13 protein-coding genes are annotated in these 19,997 nt (G+C 48.2%); 5 read left to right on the forward strand and 8 right to left on the reverse strand.

What is annotated here, in order from left to right; translation table 11 throughout:
* Positions 1 to 369: 369 nt before the first annotated feature.
* Positions 370 to 939: a DUF7010 family protein gene (locus tag L5L98_RS07540; RefSeq protein WP_263139730.1), complete on the reverse strand. Its 570-nt coding sequence runs from the start codon at positions 937 to 939 to the stop codon at positions 370 to 372.
* 394 nt (positions 940 to 1,333) lie between these two features.
* Between L5L98_RS07540 and L5L98_RS07545 the strand changes: the two genes are divergently transcribed.
* Positions 1,334 to 1,825 carry a TIGR00645 family protein gene (locus L5L98_RS07545; protein WP_105250244.1) on the forward strand — a complete coding sequence of 164 codons (492 nt, stop codon included), beginning with the start codon at positions 1,334 to 1,336 and terminating at the stop codon, positions 1,823 to 1,825.
* Between the two features lie 117 nt (positions 1,826 to 1,942).
* Here the strand turns inward: L5L98_RS07545 and L5L98_RS07550 are convergent, their stop codons facing one another.
* The 7 genes from L5L98_RS07550 to L5L98_RS07580 form a co-directional block, all read right to left on the reverse strand.
* Positions 1,943 to 3,187 carry a dicarboxylate/amino acid:cation symporter gene (locus L5L98_RS07550; RefSeq protein ID WP_263139733.1) on the reverse strand — a complete coding sequence of 415 codons (1,245 nt, stop codon included), beginning with the start codon at positions 3,185 to 3,187 and terminating at the stop codon, positions 1,943 to 1,945.
* A gap of 391 nt (positions 3,188 to 3,578) precedes the next feature.
* Positions 3,579 to 4,451: a Wadjet anti-phage system protein JetD domain-containing protein gene (locus L5L98_RS07555; RefSeq protein WP_263139736.1), complete on the reverse strand. Its 873-nt coding sequence runs from the start codon at positions 4,449 to 4,451 to the stop codon at positions 3,579 to 3,581.
* A complete protein-coding gene (locus L5L98_RS07560; protein ID WP_131525493.1) occupies positions 4,439 to 5,659 on the reverse strand; it encodes a phosphoenolpyruvate carboxylase in 1,221 nt (406 codons plus the stop codon). The genes L5L98_RS07555 and L5L98_RS07560 overlap by 13 nt, the downstream gene beginning before the upstream one ends.
* Before the next feature lie 48 nt (positions 5,660 to 5,707).
* On the reverse strand, positions 5,708 to 6,361 hold the full coding sequence (locus L5L98_RS07565) for a hypothetical protein (protein WP_006080105.1): 654 nt from the start codon (positions 6,359 to 6,361) through the stop codon (positions 5,708 to 5,710).
* On the reverse strand, positions 6,361 to 10,035 hold the full coding sequence (locus L5L98_RS07570) for an ATP-binding protein (RefSeq protein ID WP_263139741.1): 3,675 nt from the start codon (positions 10,033 to 10,035) through the stop codon (positions 6,361 to 6,363). The genes L5L98_RS07565 and L5L98_RS07570 overlap by 1 nt, the downstream gene beginning before the upstream one ends.
* A gap of 368 nt (positions 10,036 to 10,403) precedes the next feature.
* Positions 10,404 to 11,015: a response regulator transcription factor gene (locus tag L5L98_RS07575; protein ID WP_263139742.1), complete on the reverse strand. Its 612-nt coding sequence runs from the start codon at positions 11,013 to 11,015 to the stop codon at positions 10,404 to 10,406.
* Positions 11,015 to 13,033, reverse strand: a complete 2,019-nt coding sequence (locus L5L98_RS07580) for a sensor histidine kinase (RefSeq protein WP_263139743.1) — start codon at positions 13,031 to 13,033, stop codon at positions 11,015 to 11,017. Before L5L98_RS07580 ends, L5L98_RS07575 begins: the two co-directional genes overlap by 1 nt.
* 281 nt (positions 13,034 to 13,314) lie before the next feature.
* On the opposite strand from L5L98_RS07580, the gene dsrO reads away from it, so the two are divergent.
* The 4 genes from dsrO (at position 13,315) to L5L98_RS07600 (ending at position 19,945) form a co-directional block, all read left to right on the forward strand.
* Positions 13,315 to 14,097, forward strand: coding sequence for a sulfate reduction electron transfer complex DsrMKJOP subunit DsrO (dsrO, locus tag L5L98_RS07585; RefSeq protein WP_263139745.1), 783 nt, complete (start codon positions 13,315 to 13,317; stop codon positions 14,095 to 14,097).
* Positions 14,087 to 15,169, forward strand: a complete 1,083-nt coding sequence (gene nrfD / locus L5L98_RS07590; RefSeq protein ID WP_263139748.1) for an NrfD/PsrC family molybdoenzyme membrane anchor subunit — start codon at positions 14,087 to 14,089, stop codon at positions 15,167 to 15,169. Before dsrO ends, nrfD begins: the two co-directional genes overlap by 11 nt.
* A gap of 35 nt (positions 15,170 to 15,204) precedes the next feature.
* Positions 15,205 to 18,312, forward strand: a complete 3,108-nt coding sequence (locus tag L5L98_RS07595) for a tetrathionate reductase subunit A (protein ID WP_263139750.1) — start codon at positions 15,205 to 15,207, stop codon at positions 18,310 to 18,312.
* A 328-nt stretch (positions 18,313 to 18,640) separates the two neighbouring features.
* A complete protein-coding gene (locus L5L98_RS07600) occupies positions 18,641 to 19,945 on the forward strand; it encodes a PAS domain-containing methyl-accepting chemotaxis protein (protein WP_263139752.1) in 1,305 nt (434 codons plus the stop codon).
* Positions 19,946 to 19,997 lie beyond the last annotated feature (52 nt).

A 19,997-nucleotide genomic window follows, 5' to 3' on the forward strand; every position in this document is an offset into this window, starting at 1 on the left:
AGTGTAAATATATTTACATACTAACGAAAGATGGGACATAACTCTTTTGGGATTAACGGCCAACACCGAGATCACAGAAGTTCACCCTCCCCTCGGAGTTGCCGCAGGGCATTTGCGTTCGTTGCGTGAGCGAGGCATGGATGCCGAGATAGCGTCAGTCGAATCAGGGATGAGCGTCTGACGCGATAGCATAAGGACGCTAAATGCCCAAGGGGCTTTCAACTCCGTTGGGAGCGTCTTGGAGAATCCAAGGAGGATAGGACGAGCAGTCCTCCTTGGTCGGGTGTGGGGTGAAGCCCCACGACTTTGATTCACCTCGGCCATTAGGCCGCAAAGCCAAAATCTACACAATAACCCAAAGATAACCCACTAATTGCTAGCACACAGATTTTGCTGAATCTTCCAACGGCGCTGCATCACAGGAATTGAAAAACCATAACAAAACACCACGATTAGAGGCTGAATTTGAAAGCTCAGCTCGGGCCAGAGCATGAAAGCTGCAACACAGGCTAAGGTGCGCACTATCGCATGCACTATGGCCACCTTTTGCGCAGCTAAAACACCGTGGACTAACCACATTAAACCTGTTTGCACCGCAAGGGCGAAAGGCAAAGCCTGATAATTTTCCATAAAAAAGGGAATACTGATGCTAAAGGTTAAAAAACTCATCCCCATCGCAGCGAGAAACACAGTCTCAAACCAATTACGCTCAGCGCTTTTCTTAAACGAGATATTCTCGCCTGTCAGCCGCGAAATACCCATGGCAAGGTAGATAATAGAACCAGTACCGATAAAGACCGCCATCACCAACTGCGAAGGAGGTAATACAAAGCTCAATACAAACAATAAGCTCCACACAATCATGCCGGATAAGGGCATAGCTAAAGCACGTTGTTGACGGTATTCGATTAATTGTTGGTCCAGTGATTTATGTTGCATGATTAAGCCTCCTTGTTTAGATGACTTAAGTATCTGCGTAAAATGTCCATCACGGCAGTGTGAGTTGTCAGCAATCTAGGATGACAAATGTCACTTCCTTCATCAAAGCCCTAAAATGCCGAGAAAAATGATTATCCATGGCTGAATTTGCTTGGTATTAGGTTGAAAAAAGCGACGATCAGACATATCAAAGGCAGAGCAAATTAAACGATGTGGTGCTACTAACACCCAAATAGGGTTAAATAACCACAGAGGTTACAAAAAAACACAATAACAGCATGTAACTCACGCCCTTGTGATTGGGTAATAGCACGCATAAAGTGCATTATGTTACTGTTTTAGTCATTAGTGACTCGATTTTTTACCGCATTTTAGATAAAGGGTTTAATGGATTATGGAACAAATATTTGAAAAATTAATGTATGCATCGCGCTGGATTATGGCGCCAATTTATTTGGGACTCAGCTTTGTTTTATTGGGCTTAGGCATTAAATTCTTCCAAGAGATCTTCCATATTCTGCCGATCATTTTTGAGATGACTGAAGTGGATTTAGTGCTGGTGACCCTGTCCTTGATTGATATCACCCTCGTCGGCGGCCTGATTGTGATGGTGATGTTTTCTGGCTATGAGAATTTCGTCTCGCAGCTGGATGTGGGCGAAGACAGTGAGAAGCTAAGTTGGCTGGGTAAATTAGATTCTGGCTCACTGAAAAACAAAGTGGCGGCGTCGATTGTGGCGATTTCGTCTATTCACCTACTGAAAATCTTTATGGATGTGAAGAATATCGATAACGACAAAATCATGTGGTATCTGTTAATACACATCACCTTTGTATTATCAGCCTTTGCCATGGGCTATCTGGATAAAATTACTCGCACTAAGTAATTAGCTAACATAGTTGATGCTAGCCTAGCAACGCATCAATACCAGCATAGAGAATATTAAACAAAAGCCACTGTTTTCAATGGCTTTTGTTTTTATAGAATACGACTTAGTGGCACATTAACTCTTCACCGACTCAAGCTGATGCACTTTCTCGGTTTGATCCACTATGGTCAACACCGCAGTATCACCGACCACGTTACAGGACGTCAGCACCATATCAATAATACGATCCAGCGCTGCCACTATGGCAAAGGCTTCAATCGGTAATCCCATTTGATGGATTAACACGCCTATCATCACCATGCCGCCACCGGGAACACCGCCCGCACCGACAGATAATAGGAAGACACTAAATAACAGCGAAGGCAATTGCTCAGTGGTAATGGGCATGCCAAAGGCGTTGGCGACAAAGAAAATCGCAATAGTGATATAAATCGCCACACCGCCCATGTTCATGGTCGCCCCCAGCGGTACGCCAAAACCAGCAACAGCGCGGTTCACGCCTAACTTGTCCGTTAAAGTACGCATGGTCACGGGAATCGTCGCATTTGAGCTTGCGGTCGAGAGTGAAAACAGCACTTGCTCTTGGGTCTTCTCGCGGAAGGTTTTGGCTGAAATTGGGGTAAATATCCCCACTGCCATAGGATAAACCACAAAAATCCACAGTAGCAACAGCGCGAGGATCAGCACCATATACTCAACTACACTCATAAACACACCGGCATCTAAGGTCGCGCCGAGTTTAAACATCAAGGCAAATACACCATAGGGCGCAAGACTCATCACCACAGAAATCAATTTCATCATGATTATATTGGCGGTTTGAAAACCTTGGACAGCACCCGCAACATGCTCACCAAGGGACTTAATGACGCCGCCCAGCAATAAAGCCATGAAGATCACTTGCAGCATATTGCCCGACATAAAAGCCGTCACAGGATTACGCGGGACTATGTCGATCACCAGCGCCATCAGGCTTGGCAATTCAGTTGCTGTAATCGCTACGCCATCCGTGCTGCTCATATCTACACCTTTACCGGGTTCGAGTAGCAGCACCACTAATAATGCGGTCGCGATTGCGACGACAGTATTGATGATATAAAAACCGAAGGTCTTACCGCCCAAACGACCAAAGCTTTTGAGATCTTGCAGCTCACAGACACCGCAAACGATACTCACGAACACGAGTGGCACAACCAACATCATGATCATATTGACGAACATAGTGCCAACGCCACCGGCAAGCTCGACTAAATTACCCGAGAAAAAACCGATATCGTTTAAGAAGTATTGCACTATTGTGCCGAAAATAAGGCCGGCAAACAGACCAATAAAGATCCGCGTCGAAAGTGATTTCATCATGCTTGTGGTTTCCCCAGAAAGGTCATTTATTTGTTATTCATCTTCCATGATGAGCACAATTGCCAATCCATTTTTGGCTCAGGCGGGGATAGTGAAACATGCTAGCCGTTAATTCAATGAATAAATTTACTTATTTAATTTCAAATTAAGCAAAACACATCACAAAAAACTTATATCAATATGATTTTAAATAAAATAAAAACAACTGAATAATAAACAACCAGTTGACCACTTTATTTTAAAATCAAAATAATAACAGAATTAAAACAAAAAAATCACGATTAACGGATTTTATTGGGATAACTCTAGATTTAAAAACTGAATAAATACTTTAATTAGCATTTAAAACCACTTATATCGCATTTTACAGAGATATGGAGAAGGATAAAGGTTAACTGTATGCCAGTAGTACTAGCTCAAGCCGATGATGCAGCAGGTGCTGCTGTTTGATACTAATACAGTGTTGATTTAGCCAAACGGCTAATTTTTGCCAATGCTTTAACTCGGCATTTTGCAAATACTTAGCCTGTTTCGCTTGCTTGTCGAAATCATCAGTAGAATTAATTTGTGCTATTGCCAATAACTCAGCAGGTGCTGTCAGCGCAAGTTGTGGCACAAGGCAATGGGTCACGCCCATTAAGGTATGGGCGATTTGTAACCCTGCGGGATCTAAGTCGGTAAAGGCAATGATCGGTAATTTATTTGCCATCGCTTGCAAAAAATGCCGCACGCCAATCGGGGAATGATGACCGCTACCACGGTAGATAACCATCACATGGGTTAAATCCTGTGGCAAACGCGCTTGATGGATAACATCAAATACATCTAAATTTTCAACCACTAGGATGGCTGCGACATTGAGTTCATGGCAATGCTTTTGTGCTTCATCCAAAGGAATACGCAGTGATGTGCGAGTTGAAATCCCAGTTGGTGAAGATTCGAAACCTAGATACTTCATCAAAACGTATTCGGCTTCGGGGCGGATCTTAGCGAGCTTTTCATCGTGACTTTTGGCGGACATCGCCATGCGATCGACATTAAAATCAAGCTGCCTTAAATCAAGCCCCATTAACGCCAACACGCTTTGCCTTAGCAGTTCAAAATCTTTGGGCGCAAAACACAGATACTTTTCGGATCCGTCTAACTCACCCACTTCTAACTCGCGGTAAATAGCGCGCCAGTTAGCCGTGAGCTTAACCTTGGGAGAACGCTTAATAAAAGCGTTCTCCAACAGTTGTAATTGTTGTTGGCCTAGGCGAGCCATAACTCAACATCGCGAATGATAAAGTTGCCGCTATAGATGGGATGCGGTTCGCCCAATGGCTCAAGCTCAAAATACGCTTTGTGTTCATCGGGCAGACCTTCGTAGCCACCAATCACTTGATAAATCCAGCTTTCAGCGTCCCAAGGCAGTGCTTTATCCGCCAGATATTCCAGCGCCGATTGGCGCAGGCCAGACTCAATCACATCGACGAAATACTCATCCACCGCTTGTTTGAGCGGATTATCCGGCACATCAAAGTCTTCACTTTGGGTGATAGAAACGGACACATCATGCTCACGAACCGCCGCAATCACGGGATGACGGCTGATAGCTTTAATGTGCGCGACTATGCCCATCAACTCCAGTTCTTGGCTGGCGTTATGCACATCTACCGCAGCAGGCGCGAGCAAGATTTCAGCGCGATTGAATAGACTCGGGATTTCCTTGTGGGACACATGGTCTGCAGGCCGATAATCCGGATGCAAATCAGTGTAGAGCAACCAGCCCTTGAGTAAACGGGTACGGCCACGGATTTGTCTGAAGCGGCCTAAGAGTTCGAGTAAACGCCCCTGCACTACGCTCAGTTCCTGGGCGCAGTCGCTCATAGTTTCCTGCAAAGTCGTCACTAAGAGCTTGCGCAGTTCACGGATATCGCCAGCAATTTCGCCTAGCTCACTAAACTGGAACATCTCTAAGCCATTAAGCAATTCAGACACTTGGCTTTGAGCTAATTCGTTTTCGCGGATCTTAGCGTTGATCGTACCAACGTAACCGAACTCGTTATTAATGCGGCCCCAGAGCACCCGGATTGAATAACGCAGACTGTCGGCGAAACTATAAACATGCTCGCTTAAATCTGATAAATAGGCCTCGGCCGCGCTGTAATCTGAGCTATGACGCGCCTCTTTGTAATGGTCGGCCAAGGTTTTAATGGTCGCTAAGGCGGAGCCGACATTAGAGTCGATTTGGCGATTGCGCTCGTCACTTAAGCCTTCTTCGAGCAAGGCTCGCACAGAACGCTTAAGCCGCAGCTCCTGATCTGGCTCTGGCCGCCATAAAATCCCCGCCTGTTTAAGCTTTTCGACCACGCTTGGATCGTGCGCATCCTCATTAAGAGAGCCCGCCAAATAGGTGTCCATAATGATGTCAGCATGGCGACCTAACTGCTTGAGCAGTTTCACACCCGCCTGATGTAAGTTACTGCTCATCATGGCCTCCTTGGTCACAGCTTTTACCTAGGTTTAACAGTGCCAACATTAGATTAAGTCCCGCTGGGTCGCTGTTTCCGCCTGCGCTTCTAGGCTTAAACCTTCGGTTTCGTCGATAAACCGAATGACTTCATACAAATAATCCAGCTTGCCCGTGGCGATATAGATTTGCTTCTCCGCATTGGGGCGCACTAAATAGCCGAGTTCGACTAAGCGTTTGAAGACTAATTTGATTTGCGCATCGCTGTTGGTACTAGTCGAGCCAAATAGACGATATTGGCTGAGTTTGGCTAACTGCTCACGGAACGCAGGCGTGTCTTCGATACGGCTTTGCAGCTCGGTTAAACGCACGGGCGCACCTTCGCTCAGCGGCGCATCTTGGCCACTGGCTTCTTGCACTAATACCAACCATTCCACCAGCGGGATCAATGCCTGACAGATATCTTTAAACTGCGATGAAATCACTTTGCGCTCGCTATCGCCGAGCTGCAAATAACCGCAGAAGAACACATCACCTTCGGCGGCAGACGCCACGGTACGGTTGATCTGGTTTAAGTAGGCTTCAACCCGCTCGCGGGTGCTGCTATTTTTAAGGGCGCGCCAGCCTTCTTCATTGGTGGTGCGACAAATAAACTCGCCCTTGAGTAACAGCTCAATCAAAGCGCCAGTGCCAACTAATACGGTTTGGGTTGCATCACTCATTAGATGGCCTCCTTCGACAAACGCTTATTCAACATGTCGGCAATTGGGTTGACCTTAGGCTTCACCACCTGCAACTTCTTAGTTTGTTTGTTGATAATGTAACGGTTGGCGAACAAGTTCAGCACCTCAGACTCAGGGTTCGGGAAGGCGCCCAGCACACAAATATTATTGTTTTCGCAGGCGTCGAAAATCTTCTTCACGTTGGTATGGTGCAAAGTGCCCAACTCATCAATTGGCCAGTGAATGGTCACATCGGCGCGTCCACGCAGCAAGCGCGTGAATGCCAACAAGAACTTACACAAAATCAGATACGCCATACCGTGACTTGAGGATTCGTTAAGCTGTCTGTCGGTGCGGATAATTAAGTCGCTGTTACCTTCTTTAAGGCGCAGCTCGATTTCCAGTAACTTAGAGATTCCCCCCGTTAATGCGGCGCGGCCGATAATGTCTAAGGCGCGGCGCATGCTGTTGGTGTAATCCTCATCGGGCAAGCCATTAAAGCCATCGGCTTTCCAATGTTTAAAGGCTTTGACGAACTGTTCAAGCTCAGGCCAGAACTCTAACTCGCTGATGCGCGAGCGAATACGTACCGCCGATTCAGACACGCCATCGAGGAATAACTCTTCGCCCACTTCGCGGGTAATACGCGCACTTTGGGATGCGATGCGGCGGTCGATATCGGCTAACACATCGTAGAAAGCGGTTAAGTCGACGCCGAAAATCCGCCCCTGCTCACGCAGCGCAGTAATCGATTGCGGCACGATCACGTTCAGCAATTGCTCAAGCTGTGGCACTAACTTACGGTAATCCAGCAGACGAATGCCTTTGTCGTTGATAAAGCTCGATTCTTCGCGGGCACGCTCCCAGGTTTCCGCAAGGCCAGAACCTGACTTGCTGGCGATCACTGAGTCGAAATGCTCTACATATTGCTTCACCGAACCCATCAGGTAATCGCGTTTTAGCAGCAAATCCTCACCTTGGCGCAGACGCTCGCCTAGGCTGCCTTGGGCTTCTTCGTTATTGGTCGGTAACTTAAGCTCGGCGAGTTTACGCATTACGGCACGTAACTTAGTTAAGTTTTCAGAAGCTTCAACCTGCGCCGCATCGGACACTTTACGCTCGGTTTCAAGTTGTTGACGACGGGCCTTAACATCCTGAGTTTTCGCCTTAAGCTGTTGATCGATTTCCGATACCGCACGCTTCACATCGCTAAGCTGAGTTTGCAGTTTAGGTTTGCGCGCAAGCCAAGTGTGCTGATACCAATCGTCGAAGCGCAGTACGTCGCTGCGACGCTGCTCGGCGCGGCTGATTTTGGTTTCTAACTCACGAATTTGTTGCTTGAGTTTGAGGATATTATCCTCATCCACACCACGGGATTTAAGCTCGTTTTTGTACCAGGTCTCGCAGGCTTTCTGCTCGATTTTGGCACTTTCACGGCGCCCTTCAATGGTCGCTTTAATTTGGCCGAGTTGGTTGTCGAGCGCGCCGATGACTTCCTGCCAATAGGCATTCTTTTCCATGCGCGCTTCAAGCGCTTGCTCTTTTTGATCTTCGAGCCAGAGTTCGTGCTGATGTTTAAGTTGTTTTAGCTCACCATCGAGTTGAGTCAGTCTTTGTCCCGCATGGGCTTTGCGCTCGCTCAATGCTTTGTTGATTTTCTCTTGCTCGCTGCGCTTTTCATCAAATAGGCGACGCAGATCGTCACGGCTATTTTTGTACGCCGTGCGGGCAAAGGTCAGTTCACGGCTGAGATTATCCAACTCGCCATTAATGGCCACCAGCTGAGATTCGGCCTCGGCCTGCATTTCTTGGGCACTAGTGTGGGCTTCTTCGGCTTTGCTTAACCGAATACGCAGCTCTTGTTCGGAGGCGGCATATTCAGGCACATCGATCGCTTTAAGATCTAAATGCACGCCAAAGAAAGCTTCGCTCGATTCAGTCACTAAGCTTGGATGTAAATCAGTGCGATGCAGTAGTTCAGGCGCGATCACTTTCCCTAAACTTTGCTCCCAGCCTTGGGATTCTTTACGCAGAAACTCCAATAGGGTGTGGGATTGCGGGAACAGCATGTGGTGCAGTTCATCCAGCGCAGTTTGACGCTCATTCACCCTTAAGGTGGCAATACGCAAGGCTTCGTTGGCTTGGTCACGTTTGGCTCTGAGCTTGCGTTCATCGCTGCTTAAGCGTTCAACCTTGGCATTGCAGCTTTCTTGTTCTTCGTCGGCGCGGTGAATACGTTCGTCGAAAATCGCGAGACTCAGCTTTTCTTCTTCGGTGTAAGTCACGCCATCAACACGCAATTTAAGCTCGGCGGCAGTGAGTTTGAATTGGTATTCCTGCTCGCTAAAGCTAGCCTTGCCCGCATCCATTTGGTTGCGCCATTGCAGCTCTAGGGCGTCAATATCGGTGCGCGCCACTTCACGTTGTTTATCGCGGGCTTCACGCTGCTTGTCTTGGTCGGCATGCAAACCTTCAAGCTCGCGGTTTAACTGCTCGCCAATCTTACTGCGACGAGCATTGTACGCCGCCTCAATGTCTTGGTGCTTCTCGGTTTGCAGCTTATGGCGTTCACTTAGGTTTTCAACATCGGTGCGCCAGTTCGGCAGTATCTCAAGATCGGCCTTGGCTTGCTCTATGTTGGCATCTAAAAAGGCAGCATGCTGATCTTCAATGGCATCGAGCTCATACTCGCACTTTGCCACATCGCCCTTAGCTGCCGATAAATCGAGATTGAGCTCATCGCGCTGCTCTTTCCATTCATCATCGAGCAATCTTAGCTTTAAATTCAGTTCTTTAGATAAGGTTTGCTGAATATCTTGGCGATCGGCTTCTAAGGTTTCATCGTTGCGATAACCACGGGATAAACTCGATAAACGCAGTTCGGCGCTAAGCAGTTGGTTAAATTCTTGTTCGAGTTTTTCAAACTCAGGACGAATAACTTCAAAGCCTTGGATAAGTTGGCTCTCACGGATCCACGCTTCAACGCGCTGCGGATTCAAACGTGAGCTGGGCGGATTAACCCCGTCCTCCTCTAAAATGGCGGCGATCATGGATTTGACAGTCTCCATCTTGCCTTCTTTGGAGTGCACCGCTTTAGCGAGTTTTTCGATGTGGCGCAGGGAATGCTCGCCCTCACACAGGGCAAATTGGCGTGCATAACCGCGTAGTTCGCTGCGGTTGCTGCCCGTGCTTAATAGGGTGCGATCGTTTTGAATAATGGCGCGATATTCACGGGTATTAAGCAAATTAGTGGTCGCGATGCCGGCACGTTTTAAATCACGGCCTAATTCCGCCATGGTGTGGCACAGAATAGTGTCGCCATTTTGCGATTTAATATAATCGCTTAGCTCAAAACCTTTGGCGATAAAGCGATAGTTAACGCCCTTACCATCGCCCGCCGAGGCCAACACGGCTTGATACAGTAAGCCATCGGCCTTTTGATATTCGTAAATGATGTAGCTTGAATCGTGTGGCAAATACCAACGCTCGAAACTGTCGCGGGTCGAAGGCACCACTCGGCTTGGGTATTCGCCATAAAAAACAGGGACTAGACGTTGTAATGTCGTTTTACCCGAGGCGTTAGTACCACAAATGTTGGTATGACCATTAAGGGCGAGTTCCACCACGCCCGGAAGGTGCGTATCAATCAGCACAATACGAATCAAGCTTGCCATTTCATTCCTTATGCAAACAGGAGAGTCTTATCTAAGCTGCAGAAGCTTCTACACAAATAAGAGAAAACAATCCAAGAGGGCCACTGACATTAAAATCGTCACTGTAAATAAACACTTTAAAAAAGTGACTAAAAAGTGATGTTAAAAATCGTGGCCTAAAATAGTGCCCCTAAAATAAGGCAATCACAGTGTATTGGCAATTAAGCGGCGATGCACTAATGCCTTAGCTCACATCTCAGCCCATTGCTCAGCAAAAACATAACCCTATAGCTAGGCTCAAATCAAACGGCCAATGATACGACAACTTAACCAAAATAGGCGGCTAACAAAGCGGCAATTAGCGCGATAAAAGGTAAATTCCAGCGGATTTATTCGAGACGCAGGCGTTCAGCGATCCGACTGTAGATCAGCATCATTTCCGCCAGCGATCCCACTTGCATGCCTTTCATCAAATTGGCACGGTGGATCTCGACCGTGCGCATGGCAATACAGAGACTATCGGCGATCTCTTGGTTCTTCAGGCCTTGGGCAATCAGGTTGAGTATTTCCCGCTCCCTTGGCGTGAGCGCTTGATAAGTCTCAAGATACTGATTGTCTTGATGATGCGCCTTGGTATGTTCCAACGCTTTGACGACCGCCTCGGCTAACTTAGCGCCATCGGCGGGCTTTTGGAAAAAATCCACCGCACCTAATTTAAGCGCATCTACCGCCATTGGCACATCGCCATGACCCGTGAGATAAATCACCGCTAGCGGACTATTTTTTGCCACTAATTCAAGATGCAACTGCTGACCACTCAAACCCGGCATACGCACATCGACCAGCGCACAACCCGGTAGTGTTAAGTCAACTGTGGTAAAAAAGGCTTCGGCGCTATCAAAGTCGGTGATCTTAAGGCCATAACTTTCAAGCATAAAACGCAAAGAACGACGCACTGAGTCATCGTCATCGATTAAATACACAGATAGATCAAGACTCATTATTGTGCTCCATTGGGTTCAGGTTTACGCGGTATAGCCACCTGCGCTTGGCAACCGCCACCCATAGCGCTTTCTAGGCTAAACGTACCACCATGGCTCTCGGCAATATCACGGCAAATCACTAAGCCTAAACCTAACCCCTCTGATTTAGTGGAATAAAATGCTTGCATCAGCAGACTGGTCTCTTCGGTTAACCCTGTGCCATTATCTGTGACCGTCAGCAAGAGCGTACATTCTTGATAGCGAAGATCGATATCGATCGTGGGTGTGTATGGCTTTTGCGTGATGCTCTGTTCGGTGCCACTGGATTCAAGCTCTAACCGCTGAACGCAGGCGTCAAAGGCGTTTTTCAGCAAGTTAAGCAACAACTGCTGCATGCCAACTTCATCGAGGGACTGTAAATAGGGCTCGCCGCTCACATTCACGGCAAGATTGATTTGATGTTGCTCAAACTCATAGGCGAGCAGCGGCACAGTATCATTGACCAACTCATGCAGATACAAAGGTTGTTTCGACACAGGTCGCTTCTTCAATAAATTACGTAAGCGACTGATAATATTGTCGGCGCGCGTGACTTCCTGCTGGATCAGCGCCAATACAGATTGCAACTCCTCAGGGCTAGTCCCCCGCTGTAATCGCACTTCGGCGCCATGACAATAATGGCCAATCGCCGCCAAAGGTTGATTGAGTTCATGGGAGAGACTCGCGCCAAGCTCGCCCGCGATAGCAATACGCTGGGCATGTTCCAGTAACGCGCGGTTTTCATTGAGCTGACGCTGAGTGTTAATCAACTCACGGCCGCGGCGACTAAAGCGGTATTCAAGCCAAAAATGATACACATTGAGTAAAACCAAAATCCCCAAAACAAGCCAAGCCCATTGTTGATGTAGCTTGATCCACTGCCACGCCCTTTGCCACCATGGTGCCTGCAAAGGATGCATATCGAGATCTTTAAGCAGTTGATCGATCGCAAGCTGACTCACGGCCGTGGTCCAGCCCGCAGAATCAGCAGACTTAGCGGCGAGATGATCTTCAGGCAGCGCTAGCAAAGCTTGAGTCACACTTTTAGCCAGAGACTGGGAGGCGCGATTAGTCTTTGCCATAGACCAGTTGGGATAAAGGTGAGTCGAGACTTGGCAATTAAATCCCGCAGGCGCTTGATTATCGAGCACTCTATAATGGGCGATGTTAATAAGACCTTCCGTTTGCATCTGCTCAAGCTGACACACGGGCACCACAGCCGCATCCAGTCGATTATCTTTCGCCGCATCATCACCACTTTTTTGATCATCTAACTGATACAACAAATTATCTAGCGGGAACCCCAGCGGAATAATCTCACCCACAAAGCGAGGCAAATCTATGCCCTTTAGCTGCGCTTCGTACACTAAGGTCAAGTAACCACCAAAGGCATTTTTCGATACGATCCCGAGCCGACGCCCCTTGAGATCACTTAAGGTGTGATAGGGCGAATCGGCGCGCACCACCAGCGCCGAACCCACTTGCATTGCCGCGCCATGATTTAACGGACTGCGCAGGGTCGCCAACCAAGTAAGGGAATATTGCCGCGCCAGCAACACGGATTGCCCTGGGTTTGTGATCACAAAATCGAGCCCTTGGGTTTTAACGCCCTTAGCTAGCTCATCGAGGGTGAGAGGATGTAACCTAAAGTAACTGTTGGGAATTTGGGTTTCGAGCCACCCCATCAAAGGTTGCCAGCGGTTGATGGTTGCCTTATAACCGCGGATGGCTAACACGCCAACATCGACCACTTGATAACTGGGCTCTTCGATAGCAACTTGAGCAACAACCTCAGGGTCAGTTAATCCCAAATGCGCACTTTGATTTAGTGGCTCCGCAGCAAACATCTTAACCGAAGCCAGCAAGCATAGGAATAACACTGCGTTCCTTGGCTTTTTTCTCGGTATTGCCACGGAATGTGGAGTGCTCAGAATCGATAACGGCCACTTGACCGATACAGCTAAGCGAAACACAGTTTTCATCATCCTCAATAACATGAAGTGCAATCCTTTATCCCCAGTCACTCACACTAAAATCAAGTCCAACTCAAGCTAAGAAAAGGCCAAACTCAAGTAACAAAAAATAAAACCCTAGCATTTTGAAGGCTATTCTAACGGATATTTGTTGCGCTAGATCAAGTCCACACCCGATATGTGGAAAACCACTATAGTTATGCCGCCTCCCCTTTTACAGAATGCCTGTAAACCTCGCCATAAACCTTAACTCTAGGTCTATGAGCCAGTTTATTCGCCATCTGCAAGTAGTGAAGGAAATCTGTATGGACAAGAGTAAACGTCAGTTTCTCGGCAAAATGGCCTGCGTCAGTGTTGGCGCCGCACTCATCCCTGTCGTGCAAGTATATGCACAGGATGATAAGCGCAGCCCTCAAATGCACAGTGCCAGCGAAGGCCAAGTGGGTAAACGTTACGGTATGGTAATTGACTTGCGCCGCTGTGTGGGCTGCCAAGCCTGTACCGTCGCTTGCACTATCGAGAATCAACCGCCCCTCGGGCAATTTCGCACCACAGTGCAGCAGTATGAAGTCTCGCAGCAGGAAGATACCACTCCGCCTGCGTTTTTAATGCTGCCAAGACTTTGTAATCACTGCGAAAACCCGCCCTGCATCCCAGTTTGTCCTACGGGCGCGACCTTCCAGCGCAAGGACGGCATAGTGGTCGTCAACAATCAATGGTGTGTTGGCTGTGGCTATTGCGTGCAAGCCTGCCCCTATGATGCACGCTTTATCAACCACGACACCAATACCGCCGACAAATGTACCTTCTGCGCCCATAGGTTAGATGCAGGATTACTGCCTGCCTGTGTCGAAACCTGCGTAGGAGAAGCCCGTGTGATTGGCGATCTGAATAATCCCAACAGCCAGATAAGCCAACTGCTTGCCGCCAACAAAACCGATATCAAGGTGCTCAAACCGACGGCCAACACTGCGCCACGGGTGTTCTACATCGGCATGAGCAGCGCTTTTGAGGACAAGATTAGCGGCCAAGCCCCCGTTAGAACCTTACTTACCGATACTGGCGAGGAGATCCACCATGGTCATTAAAGAAATCTTTACCCCAGATATCGCCATTACTTGGCTACCTTGGGCAGTGCAATACTTTTTTATGATGGGGCTCGCCTACGCCAGTGTATGGGTAGCGACAATACACTTGTTTAGCCAACCCAAACCCGATGACAGATTGCTGAAGCTCTGCGCCTGTTTAATGTTAACCGCAGGCATAGTCGCCCCTATCGCCTTACTCGCCGATTTACACCAACCGCTGCGGGCTTGGCATTTTTATGCGCAAGTTCGCCCCGATTCTTGGATGTGGTATGGCGCCTTTTTACTGCCCGTATTCTCGGGCACCAGCGCAGTGTTTGCTTGGCTGCTATTACGTCAATATCTGCCTAAGCACACCACGAATCAAGACTCAGATTGGGTGAATAAAATAGGCCAATTACTGAGATTCGGTGATTGGAACAGTGACAAATTCATCAAGCCGATCGCACTGATCACGGCCCTGAGTGCCTGCAGTATCGCCCTCTACACTGGCATGGAAACCATGGCCATTGAGGCGCGGCCACTATGGCATACCTATTGGCTGCCACCTTTGATGGCAATGAGTGCCCTGCTCGCCGCCTGCGGCACTTTGGTGATACTGAATCGACTATTAAAGGGCTACCAACAGCGCACCCAAGACAGCCTATTACTCTGGGTAAGAGCGAGTTTTGGTCTATTCGCCCTATGCCTTATCGGCTGGGCGTTATTCGATAAGGGCTCGGCCCCCGAAGCCGCATTATTGCTTGAAACCAGCCCAAGCTGGCAACTGGCAGCAATTTGGGTACTGGTCACACTCGCCGTGCTGGCACTGATGCTCGCCATTCGTCACTTACCCAATATGGCAATGCTAATCGTCAGCCTCACGGCCATTCACCTTGCGTGGGGATTTCGCTGGATAGTGCTAATTCAAGCGCAAACCGATCCTAAATACGGCGCGGGGACTTATCTCTATCAACTGCCTTGGGGACCTGAAGGGCTATTAGGAATAGCTGGTACCTTCGGCCTCTGGTTAGCATTAATGGCGCTGGTCTCCGAACTTATTCGCCAAACGCCTGCGGCAAAACTTGCTCGCTGAGCACCCAAATAGTTTACAGAATTAAGGAGTCCATCATGGATAAGAGTAAACGTCGTTTTATCAAAGGGGCCGCTGTAACGGGTGGTGTGGGATTATTTGCCGCGGGTTATAGCCATACATTAGCGCAAATAGGTAAAGGTGTCGTCAATGGTACCTCAGGAAAACCAACCCAAGATCCGCTGCACGGCAATTCCTTAGCACCTGAATACAAAGTCGATTTACAGTCAGGCCAGTTAATCAGCAATGACGATCAACGCATAGCCAATACTATGTGCTTAGGTTGCTGGACCAAATGCGGCGTGCGCGCTCGTATCGATCAAAAAACCGATAAAATCATCCGTATCAGCGGTAATCCTTATCATCCGTTGTCATCGCGGGAACATATCGATTTCGATACGCCTATCAAAACCGCCTTTGTTGGGCTTAGCGCCTTTCAAGAACAAGGGCTGCAAGGACGTTCCACCGCCTGCGCCCGCGGTAATGCCATGCTAGAACAATTAGATAGCCCACACCGCGTTACCCAATGCCTTAAACGCGTGGGTAAGCGCGGCAGTGGCCAATGGAAGAGCATTAGCTTTGAGCAATTGCTGAATGAAGTCGTCGAAGGTGGTAATTTATTTGGTGAGGGCCAAGTCGAAGGCTTAAGAGCGATTCGTGATATCGTCACGCCGCTCGATACCAATAATCCAGAATACGGCCCTAAGGCCAACCAGTTACTGGTCTCAAACGCATCAGATGAAGGCCGCGATGCCATTATCAAACGCTTCACCTTCAACAGCTTTGGCACGCGCAACTTTGCCAACCACGGCGCTTACTGTGGATTTACCTACCGTGCTGGAGCGGGCGCTTTATTGGATGATTTGAAAAAATACGCCCACTTAAAACCCGATTGGGATCATAGTGAATTTTTACTCTTTATCGGCACTTCACCGCAACAATCGGGCAATCCCTTTAAACGCCAAGCAAGACAATTGGCTAACGCGCGGGTGAATAACACCAATTTCAGTTATGTGGTGGTGTCGCCCATGCTGCCCAATACCTCGAATCAACCTTGCGCGGGTAACAATACTTGGCTGCCGATCCGCCCCGCCACCGACTCGGCCCTCGCCATGGGCATGTTGCGCTGGATTATTGATAACGAGCGCTATGCCGCCGATTTTTTGAGTGCGCCCAATGTCGATGCCGCAAAAGCATCAGGTTACCGTGGTTTTAGTAACGCAGGTTTCTTGATCGTCAGCGAACCGACCCATCCAAGATATGGCCAATATCTCTTTGCCAGCGATCTTGGCTTACCTTTCGACGGCAAAGCCTATGGCGAGCAAGACTCGCAGTTGGTTGTCGATGCCGCGAGTGGCAAGATAGTTTTGGCTAGCCAAAGTCAGAAAGCTAAGCTCGACGTTGACCAAAGCGTCGACACACCTAAGGGAATGATTGCGGTTAAATCTAGTTTCCAACTGTTAAGTGAAGCGGCGCAGAGCTTCGAGATAACACACTATGCCAAGGAGTGCGATATCAGCGAGGCGCAAATTATCGCCCTTGCGGATAAATTTACCAGCCATGGCACTAAAGCCGCAGTGATCTCCCACGGCGGCACAATGAGCGCCAATGGTTTTTATAGCGCGTGGGCAATCATGATGCTCAACGCCATGATAGGTAACATCAATTTAAAAGGTGGCGCATTAGCTTCCGGCGGTTCCTTTCCCGCCTTTGGTAAAGGCCCAAGGTATAATCTGCAGGAGTTTGACGGCATGGTCGAGCCTAAGGGCATATTCCTATCGCGATCTAAATTCCCCTACGAGAAAACCTCAGAGTATCGCCGTAAAGTCGAAGCGGGCGAATCGCCTTATCCTGCTAAGGAGCCTTGGTTCCCGATTTCATCGCCCTTATTGGGCGAACATTTAACCGCGGCGGTGCACGGTTATCCCTATCGACTCAAAGCATGGATTAACCACATGGGCAATCCGATTTATGGTCAAGCGGGCCTAGGTGAAGCCATTGGTGAACAACTGAAAGATCCCAAAGTGCTACCACTGTTTATCAGTATCGACAGCTTTATTAACGAAACCTCGGCGCTATCGGATTATATCGTGCCCGACACCTTAACCTACGAGTCATGGGGTTGGAGCCCTTCTTGGCATGGGACTCTGACGAAGGAAACGACAGGTCGCTGGCCGATTGTCGAACCAAGGGTCACAAAAATGGCCAGTGGCGATGTGGTGTGCATGGAATCTTTCTTGAGCCAAGTGGCGATAAAACTGCAACTACCTGGCTTTGGCGAAAATGCCGTTAAGGCAGCAGATGGCAGCTTACATCCGTTAACGCGCGCAGCGGATTACTCACTCTATGGCGCCGCCAATGTAGCCTATTTGGGTAAAGCCGTCGCCGATATTAACGCTGAGGACATGTATCTTAGCGGTGTGAGTCGTATTCAAAGTGAGCTCAACGCCAGACTCAAGCCAGATGAAGTCAAAAAAGTCAGCTACTTATTTGCCCGCGGCGGCCGCTTTGAAAATATGAGCGGTGCACGGGATGAAGTGGGGAATCCAACCAAGGTTTGGCCAAAACCTATGATGCTGTGGAATCCCGAAGTGGGCAGTCGCCGTAACAGTCTCACAGGGGAATTTATGAGTGGCTGCCCACGCTTATATCAACCCGCCTTGGCCGATGGTACCCCGCTCGATAAGGCGTTTGATAAGTCACAGTGGCCATTGCTGATCAGCAGCTACAAATCCCATACCATGAGTTCTATGAGTATTGGCTCGGATCGTTTACGCCAAGTACACCCTAATAATCCGGTGCGCCTGAACGAAAAAACCGCCACTCGCCTTGGGATCAGCACAGGTGACACGGTCAAGATCAGCACGCCCAACGGCAGTGTAATCGCCTTAGTGGAATGTGTTGCCGGAGTGCACCCTGACTGTATCGCTATCGAACACGGTTATGGTCATAAGGAACTCGGCGCGCGGGACGTAGTGATCGACAACCTTAAAATCGCCGCCAATCCGCTGATCCGAGTCGGCATCAATATGAACGACTTGAATCTGTTTGATCCGAGTCGCCACGGCCGCTACCCGCTGGTGGATTGGGCAAGTGGCGCTTCGGCCAGACAAGGGCTGCCAGCTAAGATTGAAAAACTAAGCTAACCGCCGAGCATAGATGACACTTAAGAAGCTGCCCTTTGGCAGCTTTTTCTTTAGCGTTAATTCAATCTGATTAAGTCTAATCGCATGCTAAAATTCGTTATCCGCTACGTCTGGTCGGGCTAAAACCAAAGCCTAGTCGAGCTAAAACCAAAGAAAAGTGATCTTCTTTTGCTCAATTTAGGTATATAGATCCCGATCGCGTGTTTCATAGAAATAAACCACACATTAAAATCACAGCTATATTTATCTGTGTATCCAGCTCGTTATATCGAGCTTTCAATAAAGACCAGCGGTTTTTGAGTCAGTTAAGCTCATCAGGAGTATCTCAGTGTTCAATTCTTCATTACGTAAAGGCCTAGAAGTGAGCGAAAACAAGCGCCAAGAAGCGGAGTCGATCATCGACTCGATTAAGCACAGTATTGCCACAGTAGAATTTACGCCTGATGGAATAATTCTCGATGCTAATGCGTTGTTTTTAAAAACGGTAGGTTATTCACTTAATGAAGTTGTAGGCCAACATCACAAACTATTTTGCTCAGCGGTTTATGGTAATTCTGCTACCTACCAGCAATTTTGGAGTAATCTAAAAGCAGGTCATCCACAGGAAGGCAATTTTGCACGAGTGAATAAAAATGGCCAAGAGATCTGGCTTAGAGCCACTTACTTCCCTATAAAACAGGCAGGTAAAGTCGTTAAAATAATGAAAACAGCCGTTGATATCACCCAAGATAAGCACCAACTTGATGACCAAGCGGCCATTTTTAATGCCTTGAATCGCTCGCAAGCCATTATTGAATTCACTACCGATGGCACGATTTTGAAAGCCAATACTAACTTCTTAAAGACAATGGGCTTTAGCAAAGAGCAGATTATTGGTAAACACCATCGTATTTTCTGTTTTGATGAGTTTTATCGACAAAATCCACACTTTTGGGACGAGCTTAAGCAAGGTCGCTATAGCAAAGGGCTATTTGAGCGCAAAAATGCCTATGGCGACTCAATTTGGCTGGAGGCGGCTTACAATCCCATTATGGATGAACATGGAAAGGTCGTTAAAGTTGTTAAGTTCGCCAGTGATATCAGCAAGCGGATCGAGCAAAGCCACGCTGTGCGTGAAGCCGCAAATATTGCGCTCACCACATCGCAACGTACCGTTGAACAAGCGGAACAAGGCGTTAAGTTGCTTAATGCGACCGTGAATACCTCCAATGCCATTGCTGAGCAAACCCATAAAACGACTCAGGCGATTACTCAACTGAATGAGCAATCCCAAAGTATTCAAGCCATAGTCGCGACCATTAGCTCGATTGCCGATCAAACCAATTTGCTGGCATTAAATGCCGCAATTGAGGCCGCGCGTGCGGGTGAACAAGGCCGAGGTTTTGCGGTTGTCGCCGATGAAGTGAGGCAGCTCGCTTCCAGAACCAGTAAATCAACCAGTGAAATTGCCGCCGTAGTCACTAAAAATACCCAGCTCACCACAAGTGCAACAGACATGATGAACGAAGTTGAAGGTATCGCACAGGAAGGGAAACAACAGTTAGCCGAGGTAACTTTGGTGATGGGAGAAATACGCAACGGGGCAGAAAACGTCTCACAAATCGTCTCTCAACTTTCAATCAACGGTCATTAATCCCCTCGCATTTCATCACGCAAGGATTGCATGGCGTTTTATCTATCGATAA

The organism is Shewanella sp. SM23 (assembly GCF_025654295.1).
Taxonomy (GTDB): domain Bacteria; phylum Pseudomonadota; class Gammaproteobacteria; order Enterobacterales; family Shewanellaceae; genus Shewanella; species Shewanella oncorhynchi.

What these genes read in the sequence shown, in the direction of transcription:
- L5L98_RS07540 (WP_263139730.1), bottom strand. Translation starts at nt 939, where the DNA reads ATGCAACATAAATCACTGGACCAACAATTAATCGAATACCGTCAACAA.
- L5L98_RS07545 (WP_105250244.1), top strand. Translation starts at nt 1,334, where the DNA reads ATGGAACAAATATTTGAAAAATTAATGTATGCATCGCGCTGGATTATG.
- L5L98_RS07550 (WP_263139733.1), bottom strand. Translation starts at nt 3,187, where the DNA reads ATGATGAAATCACTTTCGACGCGGATCTTTATTGGTCTGTTTGCCGGC.
- L5L98_RS07555 (WP_263139736.1), bottom strand. Translation starts at nt 4,451, where the DNA reads ATGGCTCGCCTAGGCCAACAACAATTACAACTGTTGGAGAACGCTTTT.
- L5L98_RS07560 (WP_131525493.1), bottom strand. Translation starts at nt 5,659, where the DNA reads ATGAGCAGTAACTTACATCAGGCGGGTGTGAAACTGCTCAAGCAGTTA.
- L5L98_RS07565 (WP_006080105.1), bottom strand. Translation starts at nt 6,361, where the DNA reads ATGAGTGATGCAACCCAAACCGTATTAGTTGGCACTGGCGCTTTGATT.
- L5L98_RS07570 (WP_263139741.1), bottom strand. Translation starts at nt 10,035, where the DNA reads ATGGCAAGCTTGATTCGTATTGTGCTGATTGATACGCACCTTCCGGGC.
- L5L98_RS07575 (WP_263139742.1), bottom strand. Translation starts at nt 11,015, where the DNA reads ATGAGTCTTGATCTATCTGTGTATTTAATCGATGACGATGACTCAGTG.
- L5L98_RS07580 (WP_263139743.1), bottom strand. Translation starts at nt 13,033, where the DNA reads ATGTTATTGAGGATGATGAAAACTGTGTTTCGCTTAGCTGTATCGGTC.
- dsrO (WP_263139745.1), top strand. Translation starts at nt 13,315, where the DNA reads ATGGACAAGAGTAAACGTCAGTTTCTCGGCAAAATGGCCTGCGTCAGT.
- nrfD (WP_263139748.1), top strand. Translation starts at nt 14,087, where the DNA reads ATGGTCATTAAAGAAATCTTTACCCCAGATATCGCCATTACTTGGCTA.
- L5L98_RS07595 (WP_263139750.1), top strand. Translation starts at nt 15,205, where the DNA reads ATGGATAAGAGTAAACGTCGTTTTATCAAAGGGGCCGCTGTAACGGGT.